Below are 17,369 nucleotides of genomic sequence, written 5' to 3'. Positions count from 1 at the left end.
CATATCCTATCCACTGCCATGGACATGAAGACACGCTGACGCCCGTTCACGGCTGGAATAGGGCGGCGGGGCGGCAGGAAAGCGCCAAACCCTGTGACCATTTCAGGCCGAAACCCCAAATGAAAATGGCGGGGCCGAAGCCCCGCCATTCCCATACTCACATTCAGAGACGATCAGATCAGAACTTGACCTGGGCGCCCATGAACACGTAACGGCCCATCGAGTCGTACACGCCCGGATAGGTGTTGCCGTTGCCGAACACGGCAGCCAGCACGCCCGAGAGCGGCGGGTCCTTGTCGAACACGTTGTTCACGCCGGCCGAGAAGGACAGGTTTTCGATCGGGCTGTAGGTAGCGGCCAGATCGAAGTAGTTGTACGCATCGAACTTGCGGTTCAGCGCGGCAACGTTGCCGGACAGCAGCGGGTTGGACGAAGTGCCTTCGGCCATGACCGAGTCGACATAACGCCAAGACACGGAGATGTTGGCATCCCACGGGGTCGCCCACGTGGTACGCAGACGATGACGCCATTCCGGCGTCGGAACGCCGCAGTTCGCGCCGTGCAAACCGACGCAGTCGTAGGTGCCTTCGCCGGGCAGCGGCTCGCTGGAAGCCGTATCCATCCAGGTACCAACGAAGCTGAACGCCACCGAGCCCATGTCGTTCACGCCGACATCGTCCAGGTCAAAACGGTAACCCAGGTCAACGTCGATGCCCGAGGTGGACAGCGAAGCAATGTTGACATTGGTCGCCAGCACGTTGGCCGTCGTCCCCAGCCACAGCGAACCGGTGACCGGGTCGCGGGTGATCAGGGAGCAGAAGGCTGCGTTGCCGGTGGTACCGCAACGGTTGACGGCCAGAGCCGACGGCACCGTCGAGATAACGTCCTTGATCTTGATCTTGAAGTAATCGACGGTCAGCGTCAGACCTTCGATGGCCTCCGGCGTGGCCACGAAACCGATCGAGTAGGTGTCGGAGGTTTCGGGCTGCAGGTTCGGGTTACCACCGTCCAGCGAGTTATACTGACCAGCGGTGTTGTCGATGATGCGACCATACTGAGCGGCGGAGACGCCCATGTTGGCGCACTGAGCGGCCGTGAAGGTCGGCGTAGCGCCGGCGCAGGGATCCTCGTCCATGTTGAACAGGCCCAGGCCCTGCGGCGTGAACAGTTCTTGCACGTTCGGAGCGCGAACAGCGCGGTTGTAGCTGCCGCGGATACGCAGATCGTCGATCGGTGCCCAGTCACCAGCCACCTTATAGGTGTCGGTGCCACCGAAGTTCGAGTAATCCGAATAACGGTAGCCCAGGTCCAGGGTCAACTGCTTGACGAACGGAGCGTCCTCAATCAGCGGAACGCGCATTTCGCCGAACAGTTCCGTGACGTCAAAGCCACCGGCAACACCCAGCGTCGGACCGCCCTGACCAGCCAGGTCGCCCGTCGCGAAGGCGGTATCGACCGTACGCTGCAGGAACTCTTCACGATATTCCGCACCAACGGCGATGGCGATGCCCGTGGATGCCGTCGGCAGGGTCAGGCCGTAATCGCCGAGGTCCTTGGACACGGAGCCAGAGGCCATCTTCTGCTCGGTGAAACCGCGCTGGAAGCCGGGGGTCTGCAGGAAGGCCAGAGCCTCATCCGTCACGCCACCGGGCGTGAAGATGTTGTACGGAGCGCAGCCGTTCGACTGATCGCGGCAAACGATGTTGCCTGCGGCATCACGAACAGCATCCAGAGCCTGGGTGCCGCGGCTGATGGAGAAGTCGTTATAGTAGGTCTGGGCAAAGTTGACGCGAGCATACTGAGCCGAAACGTCATAGTCCCAACCAGCGACATCGCCCTTGAAGCCGCCAACCATGCGCCAAGAAGTGTGCTGCAGGTCGGACTGACGACCACCACCTTCGACGTTACGACGGAGCAGGGTCATGTCAACCGTGCTGGAGGTGCCGGCCAGCGAGCCGCAATACTGCGTGCGCTGGGTGGCGGTCAGCATGGGGTTGTCGCAGCGGATGGTCGCGCCGACGCCGAACAGACCCGACGGCGCGATCTGAGCAACCGTCTGGTTGTCCATGAACATCAGCTGCGTGTAGGCGGTGACGTTCTCGTTGATCTCGTACTTGCCGAACGCACCCAGCGTGTAGCGCTCGTCCGGACGCTGGTAGTAGTTCAGCGGACCGAAATTGTAGGCGCCGGTTGCACCGGAATAGGCCGAGACGCTGCCGTCAGCACGCACCTGGGCATCGCCCGGAGCGGTACCGCCGCCGATGGCGGTGGCGAGGATACGGGTCGGGAAGGTCGTGCCGGACCCGGAGCAAGCCCAGGCGGCGCCAGCAGCGGCGACCGTACAAGCGGAATAGTCACGCTCGGACTGCAGGATGGCATCAATCTTACGGTAGCCAGCATACAGGGTCACGTTGCCCTTGCCGTCTTCCGTGGAGGCACCCATCACGACGGTGGCGTCGCGGGTGAAGCCGTCGGTGACGCTATCGTCGGGCAGCGGGAAATTACGTGCGCGAACGGTGTTCTGCACGAAATCATTGTTGTTGTTATGCTGGTAGAAGGAGAACTGATAGTCGAAGGCGACGCCTTCGAAATCGTCCTTCATGATGAAGTTCACAACGCCGGCGACGGCGTCGGAGCCGTACACGGCGGAGGCACCGCCGGTGGCCACTTCAACACGCTCGATCAGAGCGCCAGGGATCTGGTTGATGTCGGGGGCCGAACCGCCCGAACCCGGAGAGCCCGGCGGCAGACGGCGACCGTCGACCAGAACCAGCGTACGGGTCGGACCCAGGTTACGCAGGTCGATGGTGGCGGTACCGGTCGAGCCGTTCGAAACCTGGCTGGTCTGGCTGGCGAAAGCCTGCGGCAGGCTGTTGACCAGGTCTTCGACGCGGGTCGTGCCCTGGTACTTGATTTCGTCCTGACCGACCACGGTGATCGGCGACGTCGAGACCAGGTTCGGCGACGCGATGCGCGAACCGGTCACAACGATCTCTTCAATCTCCTGGGCCATGGCCGGAGCGGCGGTCATGGCGACGGCGCTCACAGCGGCGCCGGCCATCAGAAGGCCGCGGATCGACCGCGCGGAATATACGGACTGCTTCATCTATCTCTTTCCCTTTTCCAGGTGCCCGTTGGTGGACACCGATTGGGTTGCCCCAGACTCCAGACCCCCGTTCAGGGCCGGAACCACCCACCGTTTCCATCAGGTCTGGAGACCAAGGTCGCGATGAGCCGCATAGCTGCTGCCCGCAAATAACAATCTATTCTCTCGCGCTTGCAATAGGTGTTTCACATTGGTGACTCAACATTGCGGAGGACCGTTGCATCTTTGCACTTGTATAGGCCGAAAGGCAGAGATTCCGCGCCTCGGCGGCGCCGACCAGTGTGACAGCAGGGTACCGCCTTGTAACAGGCGGGTTTCAAGGGTTCAGGCCGCTTCCGGCGGGCCCTTCCGGTCATTTTGCGACGCAAAAATCGTTGCCAGCGAAACGTTCAGCATTTCGCGACCCGCTTGCTCGGCATTTGTGATCAATCCGGCCGTGTCGGCCGCCCAACCCGTATCCAGACGCTCCACCATGACATTCTCGCCACGAATCGCGAGGTCAAGTGCGAGGCGGAGATCGGCCAAACTGGCCCGGTTCAGATCACGCGAAACCATCCAGGCGCCGCGTCCCGACCGCTCCACCCAGTGGGATTTTCGCAAGGATTCCAGCATGTCATCGATCACGGCCCCACCCACCGGAACCCGCCGCGACAGCGCCTCGCGCTTCAATCCCACCCCGTGCCGGCTGGCCTGATACAGGGCATCCAGCACGGCCAGCGCCACCATCAGGCGCTGCCCCGTGGCAAGCCCCCCTTCCTCCCCGTTCAGCCGCCCCGCCCGCCATTCCGGCAGCGACGCCGCAAGTTCGGCACCGAACAGCACCACGGACCAGAGCAGGTAGAGCCACAGCAGGAAGGTCGGCACCACCGACAGGGCGCCATAGATCGCCTCATATGTCGGAAACAGGGTCAGGTAGAAGGAGAAGCCGGTCTTTGCAAGCTCTGTCGCCAGCCCGGCCACAGCCCCGCCGGCCAGCGCATCCTTCCAGGCCACCTCCCGGTTGGGGATGGCCACATACATCAAGGTGAAAGCCGCCGTTTCAAACAGGAACGGCACCAGGGACAGGGCAAAGGCCAGTCCCGGATCGCCATCCGCCTTCATCCGGGCCAGGGCGCCCAGACCCAGCGACAGGCTGGCCCCCAGCAGCAGCGGCGCCATGGTCAGCACGGCCCAGAAGGACAGAAGCCGTGTCAGCAGCGGGCGCGGTTCCGCGGCCCGCCAAATGGAATTCAGCGCCCCTTCGATGGAGAAGAACAGCAGGATGGCCGTGATGGTCAGACCGACCACGCCCAGGCCCGTCAGGGCGCCCGCCTTGGCCACGAACGTGCCGGCATAGGATTGGATCTGATCGCCCACCTGCGGCACCAGATTCTGGAACAGCAGGGTTTCCGCCTGCTGCCGCAGCCGCCGATAGGCGGGAAAGGCCGTGAAGATGGCGAACACCACCGTCAGCAGCGGCACCAGGGCCAGCAGCGTCGTATAGGTCAGGGCGGACGCCGACACGAAGCCCTTGTCGCGCGCAAAGCGGCGGGCAGCATGGGCCAGGATGGTGTGCCCGTCACGCAGCAGCCGCAACAGGTTGCGCATCTTTGTCCCTGAAAACCCTGACCCGCCTGCCATGCGTTTGACCCTCGACTTCGTTCGTGTAGGATGCGCCCCGATTTATGGCCGACCGGCCATGGCGGAGAGAAGAGAATGACGAATAACGCCACCACCCAGATCAGCAGCGGCCTGATGGCCGGCAAGCGCGGCCTCATCATGGGTGTCGCCAATGACCGTTCCATCGCCTGGGGCATCGCCCAGGTTGCCGCCCAGCACGGGGCCCAACTGGCCTTCACCTATCAGGGCGACGCCCTTCTGAAGCGCGTGAAGCCGCTGGCCGATCAGGTTGGTTCCGATATCCTGCTGCCCTGTGACGTGACGGATGAAGCCAGCATTGACGCGGCCTTCGAAACGATCAAGGAAAAGTGGGGCGGCCTGGATTTCGTGGTGCATGCCATCGCCTTTTCCGACAAGAACGAGTTGGACGGGCTGTACCTCAATACCACGCGCGGCAACTTCCTGAAGAGCCTGGATATTTCCTGCTACTCCTTCACCGCCGTGGCCCAGCGCGCGGTGCCGCTGATGAAGGAAGGCGGCAGCCTGCTGACCCTGTCCTATTACGGGGCGGAAAAGGTGATGCCGCATTATAATGTGATGGGCGTGGCCAAGGCGGCGCTGGAAACCAGCGTCAAGTATCTGGCCAACGACCTGGGCCCGCAGGGCATCCGCGTCAATTCCATCTCCGCAGGCCCAATCAAGACGCTGGCCGCCAGCGGCATCGGTGATTTCCGCTATATCCTGAAGTGGAACGAGCTGAATTCGCCGTTGCGCCGCAACGTCACCATCACGGAGGTCGGCAATGCCGGCCTGTTCCTGCTGTCCGATCTGGGCAGCGGCGTGACGGGTGAAAACCTGCATGTCGACAGCGGCTATCACACCGTGGGCATGGTGCAGGTCGACGCCGCCGTGGAGACGGGCAAGCTGCTGGCCGGCATGGGCGAGGGCTGATTTCAAAATGGCGGGCAACAGCTTCGGTACCCTGTTCCGGTTCACCACCTTCGGCGAAAGCCATGGCCCGGCCATCGGCTGCATCGTGGATGGGGTGCCGTCGCGCCTGCCCCTGGATGAGGCGTTCATCCAGACCTTTCTGGACAAGCGCAAGCCCGGCCAGAGCAAATATGTCACGCAGCGGCGCGAGCCGGACAGCGTGCAAATCAAATCTGGCGTGTTCGAGGGAATGACCACGGGCACGCCCATCATGCTGTTCATCGAGAACGAGGATCAGCGGTCCAAGGATTACGGGGACATCAAGGACAAGTTCCGCCCCGGCCATGCCGACTTCACCTATGATGCCAAATACGGCATCCGGGATTATCGCGGCGGCGGCCGTTCATCCGCCCGCGAAACGGCCAGCCGCGTAGCCGCCGGCGCCGTTGCCCGCCGCGTGCTGGAAACCGCGCCCGGTGGCGGCATCAGTATCCGCGCCGCTATGGTGCGGATGGGACCGCTGAAGATTGACCGGTCGCGCTGGGACTGGACACAAGTGGACCAGAACCCGTTCTTCTGCCCCGATCCCGTGATGGCCGAACAATGGGCCGAGTATCTGGACGGCATCCGCAAGGCCGGGTCCTCGGTCGGTGCGGTGATCGAGGTCGTGGCCAGCGGCGTCCCCGCCGGCTGGGGCGAGCCGATCTATGACAAGCTGGACAGCGATCTGGCCCAGGCCATGATGACCATCAATGCCGTCAAGGGCGTGGAAATCGGCGCCGGGTTCGACGCCGCGTCCCTGACCGGCGAGGAAAACGCCGATCAGATGCGGGTCGGCCCGGACGGCAAGCCGCATTTCCTGTCCAACCATGCCGGCGGCATTCTGGGCGGCATCTCCACGGGCCAGGATATCGTGGTTCGTTTCGCTGTCAAACCGACGTCCTCCATTCTGACACCTCGTCAGACGGTGGATCGTTTCGGTAACGAAGCGGATATCCTGACCAAGGGCCGCCACGATCCCTGCGTCGGTATCCGCGCGGTACCGGTGGGTGAGGCCATGATGGCGACCGTCCTGGCCGACCATTTCCTGCGCGCCCGCGCTTTGGGGCAGTAACCTCTTCCAGACAGGGCGCGTGCGGCCACCGGTTTCCTGTATCATCCCTGCACAATAAACGACGGGGATGATGATAATGCGTGCTGCCGCCCTTCTGCTGACCGGATTGCTGCTTTCGCCGGCCACCGCACTCGCCGATGCCACCGGCCTGACGGCGCAGACATTGCTGGACACTGTCACCACCGGTGACGGCAAGCCTTTGAAATACCCAGACGGGCAGGCCCGTATCTCCGCCCTGCTGGTGGAACTGGCGCCTGGCGGGGAGACGGGCTTGCACCGCCACCCCATGCCCGTCGTCGGCTATATCGTATCCGGGGAGGTGACAGTGTCGGCGCAGGGGCTGCCGGACCGTGTGTTCAAGGCGGGGGATGCCTTTGTGGAAACCATCGTCTGGCACAATGGCCGCAACCTGGGGAAGAACCCGGTGAAAATCCTGGCCATCTATCTGGGGGCCGACGGTCAGATGCGGGTGGAAAAGCCGCAGAACAGCGATGGGCATTATTGAGGATTGCCGGTACCGGGTGACCATGCGCTAGGATGCGGCAACCGTTCCAACCACCACCGATGACCCCGCCATGCCGCACCTGACCCAAGACCAGATCGACGCCTATCACCGGGACGGGTTCCTGGTGCTGCCGGGCTTTGCCAGCGATGCCGCCTGTGACACGCTGATGGCGCAGGCAGGACGGCTGGTCGAGGGGTTCGACGCCGACGCGCATGCCTCCATCTTCTCCACCGTGAACCAGCAGAAGACGTCCGACGATTATTTCATGTCATCGGGCAACCAGATCCGCTTCTTCTTTGAGGAAGAGGCGTTTGATGCGGCGGGCCGTCTGCGTCAGGAAAAACATCTGTCGATCAACAAGATCGGCCATGCCATGCATGACCGTGACCCCGTCTTCGACGGCTTTTCCCGCGATGCCCGCCTGGGCGCGATTGCCGGCGATATCGGCATGGAAAGGCCTCTGCTGATGCAGTCCATGTATATCTTCAAGCAACCGCATATCGGCGGCGAGGTGGTCTGCCATCAGGACAGCACCTTCCTTTACACCGAACCGATGAGCGTGGTCGGCTTCTGGTTCGCGGTGCAGGATGCGTCCCTGGATAATGGCTGCATGTGGGCCCTGCCCGGCGGGCACAAGGCTGGGCTGAAGAAGCGCTTCAACCGTGCCGCCGATGGCGGGGTGTCGATGGAGGTGCTGGATGACAGCCCCTGGCCCGACTGCACACCCGAAAACGGCTATGTCCCGCTGCCGGCCACACGCGGAACCCTGATCCTGCTGCACGGCCTGCTGCCGCATTTGTCCGGGCCGAACCGGTCCGACCGGTCACGCCATGCCTATACGATCCATGTGGTGGATGGCGCCTGCGACTACCCGGCCAGCAACTGGCTGCAACGCCCCGCCCACGACCCGGCGCGCGGCTTCGCCTGATCCTTCCCGCTTTTGACAGGGGGCGACACAGCCCCCTTGACTCGCATCCAAATATGTAACCTACTGGTTACCTATGAGGGATGATCTGTACCAGCTTGATGAGGCGGCGACCGATGCGGTGTTCCAGGCTTTGGCCAGTCGGGAACGGCGGCGGTTGCTTGACCTGATCCGGGGCAACCCCGGCTGCATCGTCGCCGACCTTCTGTCCGCGTTCGAGATGAGCCGGATTGGCGTGCTGAAGCATCTGCGCGTTCTGGAAGAGGCGGATCTGGTCGTATCGGAAAAGGCGGGGCGGGAGCGGCGGCTTTACGTCAACACCCTGCCGCTGCGCGCCATCCACCGTCGCTGGTCGGATGAGTTTGATGATTTCTGGGCCGGCAAGCTGCTGGACCTGAAGGACAAGATCGAAACGGGTTCATGACAGGGGGAGATATCATGGGGGATGAGAACAAGAAGGTATTCCGTACCAAAATCAAAGGCTCGGTAGAGGCCATCTGGCGGGAACTGACCAAGACCGACAGTCCGCAGCAGGCGGTGTTCAACGCCCTGATGGTCAATACCGGCTTTCACACCGGTGCGGCGGTACAGATGCGCACCGCCGACCGCCGCCGCACCCTGGTGGTGGGGGAGGTGTTGGAATATGACCCGCCCCGCCGCTTTGCCCACACGTTCCGCTTCACACAGTTCGACGATGCCCCCTGTACCGTCATCTATGAACTGTTCCCGCAAGGAGACGGCGTCGTGGAGGTCACCCTGACCGTGGAGAACATTCCCCACGGCACCCGTACGGCCAAGGAAATGGACCAGGGTGGCACCAACATCCTGGCCAACCTGAAATCCGTGGTGGAAACGGGCACCGTGCCCTTCGGCACGCGGGTGATGTACGCGATGTTCGGCGTGATGGGCTTCGTCCTGCCCAAGCGCACCCTGGCGGAAAACTGGCCCTTGCAGGACCGTGACGCCGGCTGAAACCCCAATAACAACCAAAGACAGGGAGAAAGACATGACCATGCGCAACTGGCTGGCCGCCTTCGGCCTGATCCTCGCCATGCTGCTGGGCCACGCCCCGGCACAGGCGGCGGATGCCGATCCTTTCGCCGATATTGCCGGCATCGTCGGCAAAAGCTGGCGGGGCGAAGGCACCGGCCCCGATGGCAAGCCGATGGTGGATCAGTCGCGCTGGGAATGGGCGCTGGGCGGCAAGGCGGTGCGCATCACCCACATTCTGGGCGACCTTTCCTATGGCGGGGAAACCCTGGTTTTCTGGGACAAGGGCGCCAAGACCATGATCTATCACTATTTCACGACCGCCGGTTTCCACACCCAGGGCGTGATGCGCGCCGACGGGCCAGGCAAGCTGGTGGCCGAGGAGGATGTGGCCGGCCATCCCAAGATCAGCAAGGTACGCTCCACCCTGACCCTGAAGGATGGCGTCCTGACCAATCAGGCGGAGTTCCTGTCCGACGGAAAATGGACGCCGGGCCACACCATCACCTATCGCGAGGCGGCGACGGCGGACTTGCCGCCCTTCCCCAAGGCCCGGTAACGGGCGGTCACCGGCTGTCGAGCTTCAACTCGATCCGCCGGTTGAGCGCCAGGGAGGCCGGGCTGTTGCCCGGCTCCAGCGGCTGGAACTCGCCAAAGCCCGTGGCGGCCAGCCTTTCCGGTGGCACCCCCATCTCGACCAGGAAGTTCACGACGGAGATGGCGCGCGCCGTCGACAGTTCCCAATTGCTGGCCCAGCGTCCGGACTTGACCGGCACGATATCGGTGTGTCCATCGACGCGCAGGATCCAGTTGATCTCCGCCGGCATCTGGCCCGCCAGCTCCAGCAGGGTCTTGGCCAGCCGGCCCAATTGCACCTGCCCCGCCTCGCCCAACTCTGCGGAGCCGCTATCGAACAGCACTTCCGACTGGAATACGAACCGGTCGCCCACGATGCGCACATCATCGCGGTTGCCCAGGATCTCGCGCAGCCGGCCAAAGAATTCAGACCGGAACCGCGCCAGTTCCGCCACCTTGCCGGCCAGGGCGGCGTTCAGGCGCTTGCCCAGTTCGGCAATCTGCACCTCCTGCTCTTTGGCTTTCGCTTCCGATGCATCCAGGCTGGTCACCAGCTGTTGCAACTGCGCACGCAGGGCGGCGATCTGCTGGTTCAGCAGCGCCACCTCGTTGCGGGCCGCCGCACTGATCTTGCGTTCTTCCTCCAGGTCCCTGGTCAGGCCGGCAACGCGTTCATCCGCGGTGGCCGCCGCATCCGCCGTCCCGCCCATGGCATCAAGACGGACCTGCAGCGCCTCCTTCTCAGCCAGGGTTGCGCGCAACCGGTCGGTCAACTGCCCGAAATCGGCCTGCATGCGGGCGTTGCTGTCGCGCTCAAGGGCCAGGGCGTCGGCCAGCTGTGCCACCCGGCTTTGCAGATCGGCCAATTGCCTGTCGCGGCCCTGCAAGGCGCTGGTCAGATAGAACTGACCCAGCACGAACACCATCAGCAGGAAAATCACCACCATGGTCAGGCTGGACAGCGCGTCCACCCAGCCGGGCCAGATGTCCACCTGTTCCCCGCGTGACCCGCGTCGCCGGACATAGGCCATGGATCAGCGCTCCGTATCGCCCAATGCCGCCACCGTCCGGGCGAGGATCTTGATCTCGCTGCGCAATTCCTGGGTGGACTGGATGCGCCCCTGTGTCGTCTCCTCCAGCAGGCGAGCGGTGTAAAGTTCCAGATTGCGGATATGGGCGCGCGTCGCCTCGTCAAGACCCAGGCCGCCGCCATTGGACAGGCTTTCAGCCAGCCGCAGCATCACCTGCTGCTCGGTCCGCATCTGGTCGGTCAGGGCGGCGATGCGCTCCGTCAGTTGCACCAGTTGCTGATTCTGGAGCTTCCGCCCCTCCTCCGCCCCGGCCATGGTGAATTGCAGCCGTTCGATATTCTCCGCCGTCTGTTCCAGAAGGGCCTGAATATAGACGGGAACCGACGCAGCCCCACCGGACCCGCCACCCGCTTCCACATCGCCCAGCGCCCCGCTGGACAGCCGCGTAATGCCGGCCAGCCAATCCTCCAGCTCCGTGTAGAACCGGTTCTGCGCCTGCCCCGCCTGCAATTCCAGGAACCCCAGCACCAGCGAGCCTGCCAGCCCGAACAGGGAGGAGGAGAAGGCCATGCCCATCCCCGACAGCGGGGCCGACAGGCCCGCCTGCAAATTGCCGAACACACCCGCCACGTCGGCATTGTCGAAACTCAGGCCGGAAATGACGGTGCCGATGGAGGAGACGGTCTGCAAAAGGCCCCAGAAGGTGCCCAGCAATCCTAAGAAGATCAGCAGCCCGATCAGGTATTTGGAAATCTCCCGCCCTTCATCCAGTCGCGTGCCGACCCCGTCCAGCAGGGACCGGCTGGCCACCGTCGACAGGGTGAAGCGTCCGCCCTGGCGTTCACCCAGCATGCGGGCCATGGGGGCCAGCAGCCGGGGCTGCGTATCCGGCGCGCGGTTGGCCGTAAACGCCTCCAGCCACGCTACCTCTGGCCCCAGCATCGTGACCTGCCGGAAGATGAACCAGATCCCCAGCAGCAGCGTGAACAGGATCAGACCATTCAGGGCCGGGTTGGCCAGAAACGCCTGGATCAAGGAAGGCAGCAGGACCGCCGCGATCAGTGCCACGGCCAGGGTGAACAGCGCCATGCGCGTCAGGAACCGGCGTGGCCGGCTGGCCGGCGGTTCCATGGCGGGCGGACGGTCGGGCGGGGCGGCAGGCGTGCGACGGTCAGCGGAAAGCGTCATGGGCGGATCACCAGATCGACACGATCAGGGGCCGTTGCCGGGGCGGCCGTACCCGCCGCCGCTATCGATACAGCCTCGGCGAAAACCAGCAGGCGCAGCGGATCAAGGCCAAGCTGCACCAACCGGTCCCGCAGGGCGCGGGCGCGCAGCAGGGCGATGCGCCGTGCCTCCGTGGGGCGAGCCGTCTGGCTGCTGGCATAGGCGCGCAGCTCAAGCCGTTCTGCCGGATGGGCCTTCAGCCGCGCCACGATATCGGCCAGCACGGCATCGGTCCCCGATGGCAGGATTTCCGCCCCCGGCGGGTAAAGCAGGGTGCTGCGCTCCGCCGGCATGCGCGCGGGCTCAGGTCCCGTGGCGGCACCGGGGAAGCGGGATGGCGGCAGTTCCGAAACCGGTGCTGTGGGGATGTCGCCCTGATCCGGCACGCCGGGCGTCGGCGGCAGCGTCAGGTCGGGGGTCGCCGGCACCGTGATGGGGGCACGCGCAGCGGCGGGCGGCGGGTTGGCCGGCAATGGCCCGATACTGTTCTGCGCTATGGCGCCGGACAGGGGTACCAGCGCCAGAAGCAGCGACAGGGTCGAAAGGGGGGGAATGCGCGTCATCATGCCGGCCAGGAAAGCGGAGGATTATGGCTGCGCCATGTCACAGGCACCACAGCAACCGGCAGAACGATAGCGGACGAAAGCGGCCCCGGCCACCCTTGATAAGGTCATTCGCCTCTGGATGGCGACGCAGGCGGGGGCGGCGGTAATGCGGCAGGGGTGGGCGCCACCTGCTTCACCAACCCGCCGGCCAGGTCCATCAACCGGTCGGCGGGCGCGCCATCCTTGATGGCCTGCTGCAGGGCCACAAGGTCCCCCGCCATGGACAGCCTATGCTGTTCCACACGCTGGTCGGCCCTGGCACGGGCAATGGCCTCATTGGCAGCGGCGGTATCGGCGGCACCGCCCTTGAACATGGCCTGCACGGTTTCCACCAGCCTTTGCAGCACGGAATTTACCATGTTTGCTGAGTAGCCACCCAGCAGGGCCAGGAGCGGCTTGCCCAGGGTGGCGGTGCTGCCGCCCATGGGATTACCCTGGGCGTCCAGCGTTTCCGGCCCACCCAGCGGCACCAGCTGCGAGATCAGCAGGCCCGCGATGATGCCCAGCACGATGCGAATCCAATAGGAACTGTCCAGTCTGGGGTCATAGGTCCCCGCCTGGATGAACCAGTACGCCGTGGACAGGGCATTGAAACACGCCCCCAGCCCCGCCGCACTCATCAGGAAGATCAACACATGCAGCAGATGTTCGGAATCAATCGTGTAGATATCCTGCCGTATGGTGGTGGCGTTGATATGCTCCGATAGGCTGGCCATGATGAAACAGGCCAGGAAGAAAATGGCCGCCAGCAGCAACCGCCGGATATTCGGCAGGGGACCGAAGCTGGACCAGAATCGCCCCGCAAACGGGTCATCGGCCAACAGGTGGATGGTACGCGGACTGGCCGGCGCCACCAGCGACGCCAGCTGATTATGCAGTTTCGCCAGATCGGCCAGCGGCGGCGGTGCGTCCCCATCCAGAATCGACAGCCGGGCGATCACATCCGCCGGCATCGACGTTCCATTCCCCAGGATATAGCGGACCATCGCATCCACTTCCCGGCGCAATGACACCCCGATATCCGTCGCCGAGGCGCCTGCCGAACCAGCCATATCCTCGCCACTCATCATTACCCCCATCCAGTGATAGGGTAATTTATCTGTTTAGTTGAATATCTGGAAGATGCGGGTACGGCACTCGACCTATGAGCGCAGCAAAAAGGGCGATGGAAGGCCTCCATCGCCCTTTCTCAGCTCTTAAAACGAACCCCGACTATCAGGGGATCTGCGTTTCAACACCGGTCTGGTTGCGCGGTGGCTGGGGGGCTTCCCGCTCACGCCGTGCTTCCTCCTGTGCCTGACGACGCTGCTCCTGCATACGGCGGGCATTCTCCTCGGCAGCTTGGCGGCGATCATCGTCGGCCTGACGGCGGGCATCATCCTCCGCCTGACGGCGGCCTTCGCTCTCGGCCTGACGGCGCTGATCTTCCATCCGACGTGCATTTTCTTCGGCAGCCTGACGGCGGGCATCTTCCGCCTGACGACGTGCATCGCTCTCGGCCTGACGCCGCTGTTCCTCCATTTGGCGCGCACCCTCCTCGGCGGCCCGACGGCGATCATCATCCGCCTGACGGCGTGCGTCGCCTTCAGCCTGACGCCGCTGTTCCTCTGCCCGGCGGCGTTGTTCTTCCAGACGGCGACCTGCATCCTCGGCCTCGCGGCGGCGGTCGTCGTCGCGGCCACGCACTTCTTCCTGTGCCCGGCGGCGCTGATCTTCCAGGCGGCGGGCGGCCTCTTCGGCATCCCGGCGACGGCGCATGTCGTCATCGGACGGACGCGGCGGCGGCTGCACGATGGGCGGACGTTCGTAGCGGCGGCGTTCATCCTCAGCCCGGCGGCGTTCCTCTTCCGCACGACGGCGGGCATCCTCCGCCCGGCGACGATCCTGTTCGGCGCGGGCCCGATCCCGGTCGCGGTCCCGTTCCCAGCGCGCCCGGTCACGCTCCCATTCGCGGCGGCGACGCTCATGTTCCCAATAAAGTTCGCGGCGGCGCTGTTCCCACAGATAGGCATCCCACCGGGCCCGGTCGCGCTCCAGCTCCCAGATCATCCGGTCATAGTCGGGATCGCGGTAGGTTTCCTCATAATAGCCCCCGCCGGAGCCGCCAGCACCGCTATCGCTCCAGATGATGGCACCCGCCGATCCGCCCCCGCTGCCGCGCACCGCCGGAAGGGTAGCAGGTGTGCTGACCATCAAGGACAGCAGTTCCTTGCGCTCGTCAGGGGTCAGGGCGCGGGCCGGGGTGTTGGTGGCCGGGTCACCGGCGCAGATGCGGCGGAATTCCTCCACACGCGGGCTGGACAGCGGAACATTGGGCCAGATGTCCGGGGCCAGGGACGACAGTTCCAGAACCAGCCGCAGCTGTTCCGCCGCCTCATCCGCCGTCAGGGCGCGGCCCGGAATCCCGGCATCGGGATTGCCCATGCAGACCAGGCGCAGTTCCGATAGGCGCCAGGAACCGGCGGCGATCTGGCGGTTGCGCATCTCCCCTTCCTTGATGGCGGGATCGGCGGCACAGGCCCCAAGCCCCAGCAACAGGGCAGCGGCGAATGAAACGGGCAGAAAACGGCTTCGCATGATTATTGGCCCCGGAAGGCAGTCACCGGCGCCATCCGCCGGCTACCCCATTTGGCGTGCCACGAATGGCGGAATTGAGACAGAACAGCAGCGTTTCCGGGACGGCACCGAGAAATCACGGATTGAGCCAGTAAAGCCCCAGATATACAGCTTCCATCAGCAGCAGGACGGCCCCCACAATCCGCAAAATCTGCGGGTTGCACTGCCATGGATAGGCCCGGTAGGAGCGCTGTTCATCCAGGTAACGGTCATCCCCTGCCCGCATGCGGCGTTCGATATGCCGGGCCTGCCATTGCGGTGCAAACAGCAAGACAAGGGCCGTCATCGTCGGCGCGATCAGCAGAATCAGGTGGGTGTCCATAATCTCTCCCCGGCTGGTACCAACAGGTTAAGGCACCAGCCGTCATTCCCGCAATCAGATACCGCCGCCCATCTGCTGCTGTTCACGGCGGAACGGATGGGCCGGATAGACGCCCAGGAACTTCACCTCACTGGCGAAGAAGCCCAGCTCCTCCATGGCCAGCCGCAGGGAGCGTTCCTCCGGATGGCCTTCAACGTCGATATAGAACTGCGCCGCCGTGAAACGGCCATCCACCAGATAGCTTTCCAGCTTGGTGATGTTCACGCCATTGGTCGCAAACCCGCCCAGCGCCTTATAGAGGGCTGCCGGACGTGACCGGACGCGGAAGACAAAGGTGGTGACGCTGTCGGTGCCGCGTTCCGGCACGCTGGGCTCCCGCGCCAGGATCAGGAAGCGGGTGGTGTTGTGGGTCGCATCCTCGATCCCCTTGGCCAGCACCTGCAAACCATAGATCTCGGCGGCCAGATCAGACGAGATGGCCCCCTTGGTCGGGTCGTTCCAGCGGGCCACATCGGCAGCCGCACCCGCCGTATCGGCGTTATTCACGGGCTTCAGGCCACGTTCGCGCAGGTAATTGCGGCACTGGGACAGGGCCTGGATATGGGAGTGAACTTCGGTCAGCCCATCCATCGTCGCGCCCTGCGGTGCGACCAGGCAGTGGACCACGCGCTGGTAATGCTCACCAATGATATGCAGCCCGCCATGTGGCAGCAGGTGGTGGATATCGGCGACGCGGCCCGCGACCGAATTCTCCACCGGGATCATGGCCAGCTTGGCCTTACCCTCATGCACCGCGGCAAACGCATCCTCAAACGAGGCGCAGGGCAGCGTGACCATGTCGGGAAATACGCTGCGGCAGGCCAGGTCGGAATTGGCACCGGGTGCGCCCTGATAAGCGATGGTGGAGGCGGGCATGAGGGGCTCTGTCTGTCGATGAGGCGATGGGCGGGATGCCGTGGATCACGGCGTGGGCGATGGGGCCAGCATATGGCGGGCGCGGTCAAGGTCTTCGATGGTATCCACCCCCAGCGGCACGATGTCCACCCGCGCCAGCGCAATGGTCATGCCATTGGCCAGCGCGCGCAGCTGCTCCAGCTTTTCGCGCTGCTCCAGCTGTGCCGGGGCCAAGGAGACGAACCGTTCCAGCGCGGCGCGGCGATAGGCGTACAGTCCGATATGGTGGAACAATGGCCCATCGCCCCAGGGGGCGGTGGCGCGGGTGAAATACAGCGCGCGTCCCGTATCGGCACCCGGCGGCATTTCCACCACCGCCTTCACCACATTGGGATTCGTGCGCTCCGCCGCCTCGGTAATCACGGCACCCAGCGTGGCGATATCCACGCCGGGGTCGGACAGGGGGCCGAACACGGCGCGGATGGCGGCAGGGTCAATGGTGGGCAGGTCACCCTGCACATTGACGATGGCGTCGTACCGCCCCTCGGGATCGATGCGCCGCACCGCCTCCCACACCCGGTCAGAGCCTGACGGATGGTCCGGGTCGGTCAGGACAGCGGTGCCGCCGGCCTGGATCACGGCATCGACGATGGCCTGTTCCGCCGCCGCGACAATCACGGGGCCGATTCCCGCCTCCATGGCGCGGCGCCAGACATGTACGATCATCGGCGCACCGTGAATGTCGGCCAGCGGCTTGTCTGGCAGGCGCGTGGAGCCAAGCCGGGCGGGTATTACCACCAGCGGATGGGCGACGGGAGCGGCGGTCGGGGGACGGTTCGGATCGGTCATGGTTTTCCCGTGCGACATTTGGTCCGCTGGGTCAAGGCGGAAAGCCATGTGCGTTCTTGCATCCTTACGCTAAGTATCGC

Annotated in this window: 17 protein-coding genes; 7 read left to right on the top strand and 10 right to left on the bottom strand. The window is 64.3% G+C overall.

Features of this window, described 5'->3' with window-relative positions; all coding sequences use genetic code 11:
* Positions 1 to 178: 178 nt before the first annotated feature.
* A complete protein-coding gene (locus ACT6Q8_RS20315; protein WP_444733957.1) occupies positions 179 to 3,106 on the bottom strand; it encodes a TonB-dependent receptor domain-containing protein in 2,928 nt (975 codons plus the stop codon).
* A 324-nt stretch (positions 3,107 to 3,430) separates the two neighbouring features.
* The gene (locus ACT6Q8_RS20310) at positions 3,431 to 4,693 is read right to left on the bottom strand and encodes a YihY family inner membrane protein (RefSeq protein WP_054169011.1); all 1,263 of its coding nucleotides are present in this window, start codon (positions 4,691 to 4,693) and stop codon (positions 3,431 to 3,433) included.
* 108 nt (positions 4,694 to 4,801) lie between these two features.
* Between ACT6Q8_RS20310 and fabI the strand changes: the two genes are divergently transcribed.
* The 7 genes from fabI (at position 4,802) to ACT6Q8_RS20275 (ending at position 9,728) form a co-directional block, all read left to right on the top strand.
* Positions 4,802 to 5,656, top strand: a complete 855-nt coding sequence (fabI, locus tag ACT6Q8_RS20305; protein ID WP_444733956.1) for an enoyl-ACP reductase FabI — start codon at positions 4,802 to 4,804, stop codon at positions 5,654 to 5,656.
* A 7-nt stretch (positions 5,657 to 5,663) separates the two neighbouring features.
* Positions 5,664 to 6,749 (top strand): chorismate synthase, encoded by a 1,086-nt coding sequence (aroC, locus tag ACT6Q8_RS20300; protein WP_054169012.1) that lies wholly within the window; start codon positions 5,664 to 5,666, stop codon positions 6,747 to 6,749.
* A gap of 76 nt (positions 6,750 to 6,825) precedes the next feature.
* Entirely contained in the window at positions 6,826 to 7,254 is a 429-nt protein-coding gene (locus tag ACT6Q8_RS20295; RefSeq protein WP_054169013.1) for a cupin domain-containing protein, read from the top strand.
* Positions 7,255 to 7,324: 70 nt separating this feature from the next.
* Positions 7,325 to 8,182 carry a phytanoyl-CoA dioxygenase family protein gene (locus ACT6Q8_RS20290; RefSeq protein WP_444733955.1) on the top strand — a complete coding sequence of 286 codons (858 nt, stop codon included), beginning with the start codon at positions 7,325 to 7,327 and terminating at the stop codon, positions 8,180 to 8,182.
* Between the two features lie 73 nt (positions 8,183 to 8,255).
* Positions 8,256 to 8,603, top strand: a complete 348-nt coding sequence (locus ACT6Q8_RS20285; RefSeq protein WP_054169015.1) for an ArsR/SmtB family transcription factor — start codon at positions 8,256 to 8,258, stop codon at positions 8,601 to 8,603.
* A 14-nt stretch (positions 8,604 to 8,617) separates the two neighbouring features.
* Positions 8,618 to 9,151 carry an SRPBCC domain-containing protein gene (locus ACT6Q8_RS20280; protein ID WP_054169016.1) on the top strand — a complete coding sequence of 178 codons (534 nt, stop codon included), beginning with the start codon at positions 8,618 to 8,620 and terminating at the stop codon, positions 9,149 to 9,151.
* Positions 9,152 to 9,185: 34 nt separating this feature from the next.
* Positions 9,186 to 9,728 (top strand): hypothetical protein, encoded by a 543-nt coding sequence (locus ACT6Q8_RS20275; RefSeq protein WP_444733954.1) that lies wholly within the window; start codon positions 9,186 to 9,188, stop codon positions 9,726 to 9,728.
* A 7-nt stretch (positions 9,729 to 9,735) separates the two neighbouring features.
* Here ACT6Q8_RS20275 and ACT6Q8_RS20270 read toward each other — a convergent pair whose 3' ends face one another.
* The 8 genes from ACT6Q8_RS20270 to ACT6Q8_RS20235 form a co-directional block, all read right to left on the bottom strand.
* A complete protein-coding gene (locus ACT6Q8_RS20270; RefSeq protein WP_444733953.1) occupies positions 9,736 to 10,776 on the bottom strand; it encodes a peptidoglycan -binding protein in 1,041 nt (346 codons plus the stop codon).
* Between the two features lie 3 nt (positions 10,777 to 10,779).
* Positions 10,780 to 11,964, bottom strand: coding sequence for a flagellar motor protein MotA (locus ACT6Q8_RS20265; protein WP_444733952.1), 1,185 nt, complete (start codon positions 11,962 to 11,964; stop codon positions 10,780 to 10,782).
* A complete protein-coding gene (locus ACT6Q8_RS20260) occupies positions 11,961 to 12,569 on the bottom strand; it encodes a hypothetical protein (RefSeq protein WP_444733951.1) in 609 nt (202 codons plus the stop codon). Before ACT6Q8_RS20260 ends, ACT6Q8_RS20265 begins: the two co-directional genes overlap by 4 nt.
* 104 nt (positions 12,570 to 12,673) lie before the next feature.
* Complete coding sequence (locus ACT6Q8_RS20255; RefSeq protein WP_444733950.1) at positions 12,674 to 13,678, bottom strand: hypothetical protein; 1,005 nt, start codon at positions 13,676 to 13,678, stop codon at positions 12,674 to 12,676.
* Between the two features lie 145 nt (positions 13,679 to 13,823).
* Complete coding sequence (locus tag ACT6Q8_RS20250; RefSeq protein ID WP_444733949.1) at positions 13,824 to 15,185, bottom strand: hypothetical protein; 1,362 nt, start codon at positions 15,183 to 15,185, stop codon at positions 13,824 to 13,826.
* Positions 15,186 to 15,300: 115 nt separating this feature from the next.
* Positions 15,301 to 15,546 carry a hypothetical protein gene (locus tag ACT6Q8_RS20245; RefSeq protein WP_444733948.1) on the bottom strand — a complete coding sequence of 82 codons (246 nt, stop codon included), beginning with the start codon at positions 15,544 to 15,546 and terminating at the stop codon, positions 15,301 to 15,303.
* Between the two features lie 54 nt (positions 15,547 to 15,600).
* Positions 15,601 to 16,461, bottom strand: coding sequence for a prephenate dehydratase (locus ACT6Q8_RS20240; protein ID WP_444733947.1), 861 nt, complete (start codon positions 16,459 to 16,461; stop codon positions 15,601 to 15,603).
* Between the two features lie 45 nt (positions 16,462 to 16,506).
* Positions 16,507 to 17,289 (bottom strand): 3-deoxy-manno-octulosonate cytidylyltransferase, encoded by a 783-nt coding sequence (locus tag ACT6Q8_RS20235; protein ID WP_444733946.1) that lies wholly within the window; start codon positions 17,287 to 17,289, stop codon positions 16,507 to 16,509.
* Positions 17,290 to 17,369: the final 80 nt, after the last annotated feature.

The sequence above is a fragment of the Niveispirillum sp. genome (genome assembly GCF_052437035.1).
In the GTDB taxonomy this organism is placed as follows: domain Bacteria; phylum Pseudomonadota; class Alphaproteobacteria; order Azospirillales; family Azospirillaceae; genus Niveispirillum.
Note: the sequence above shows the minus strand (reverse complement) of the source record. Positions and strands in the feature narration are given on the sequence as shown.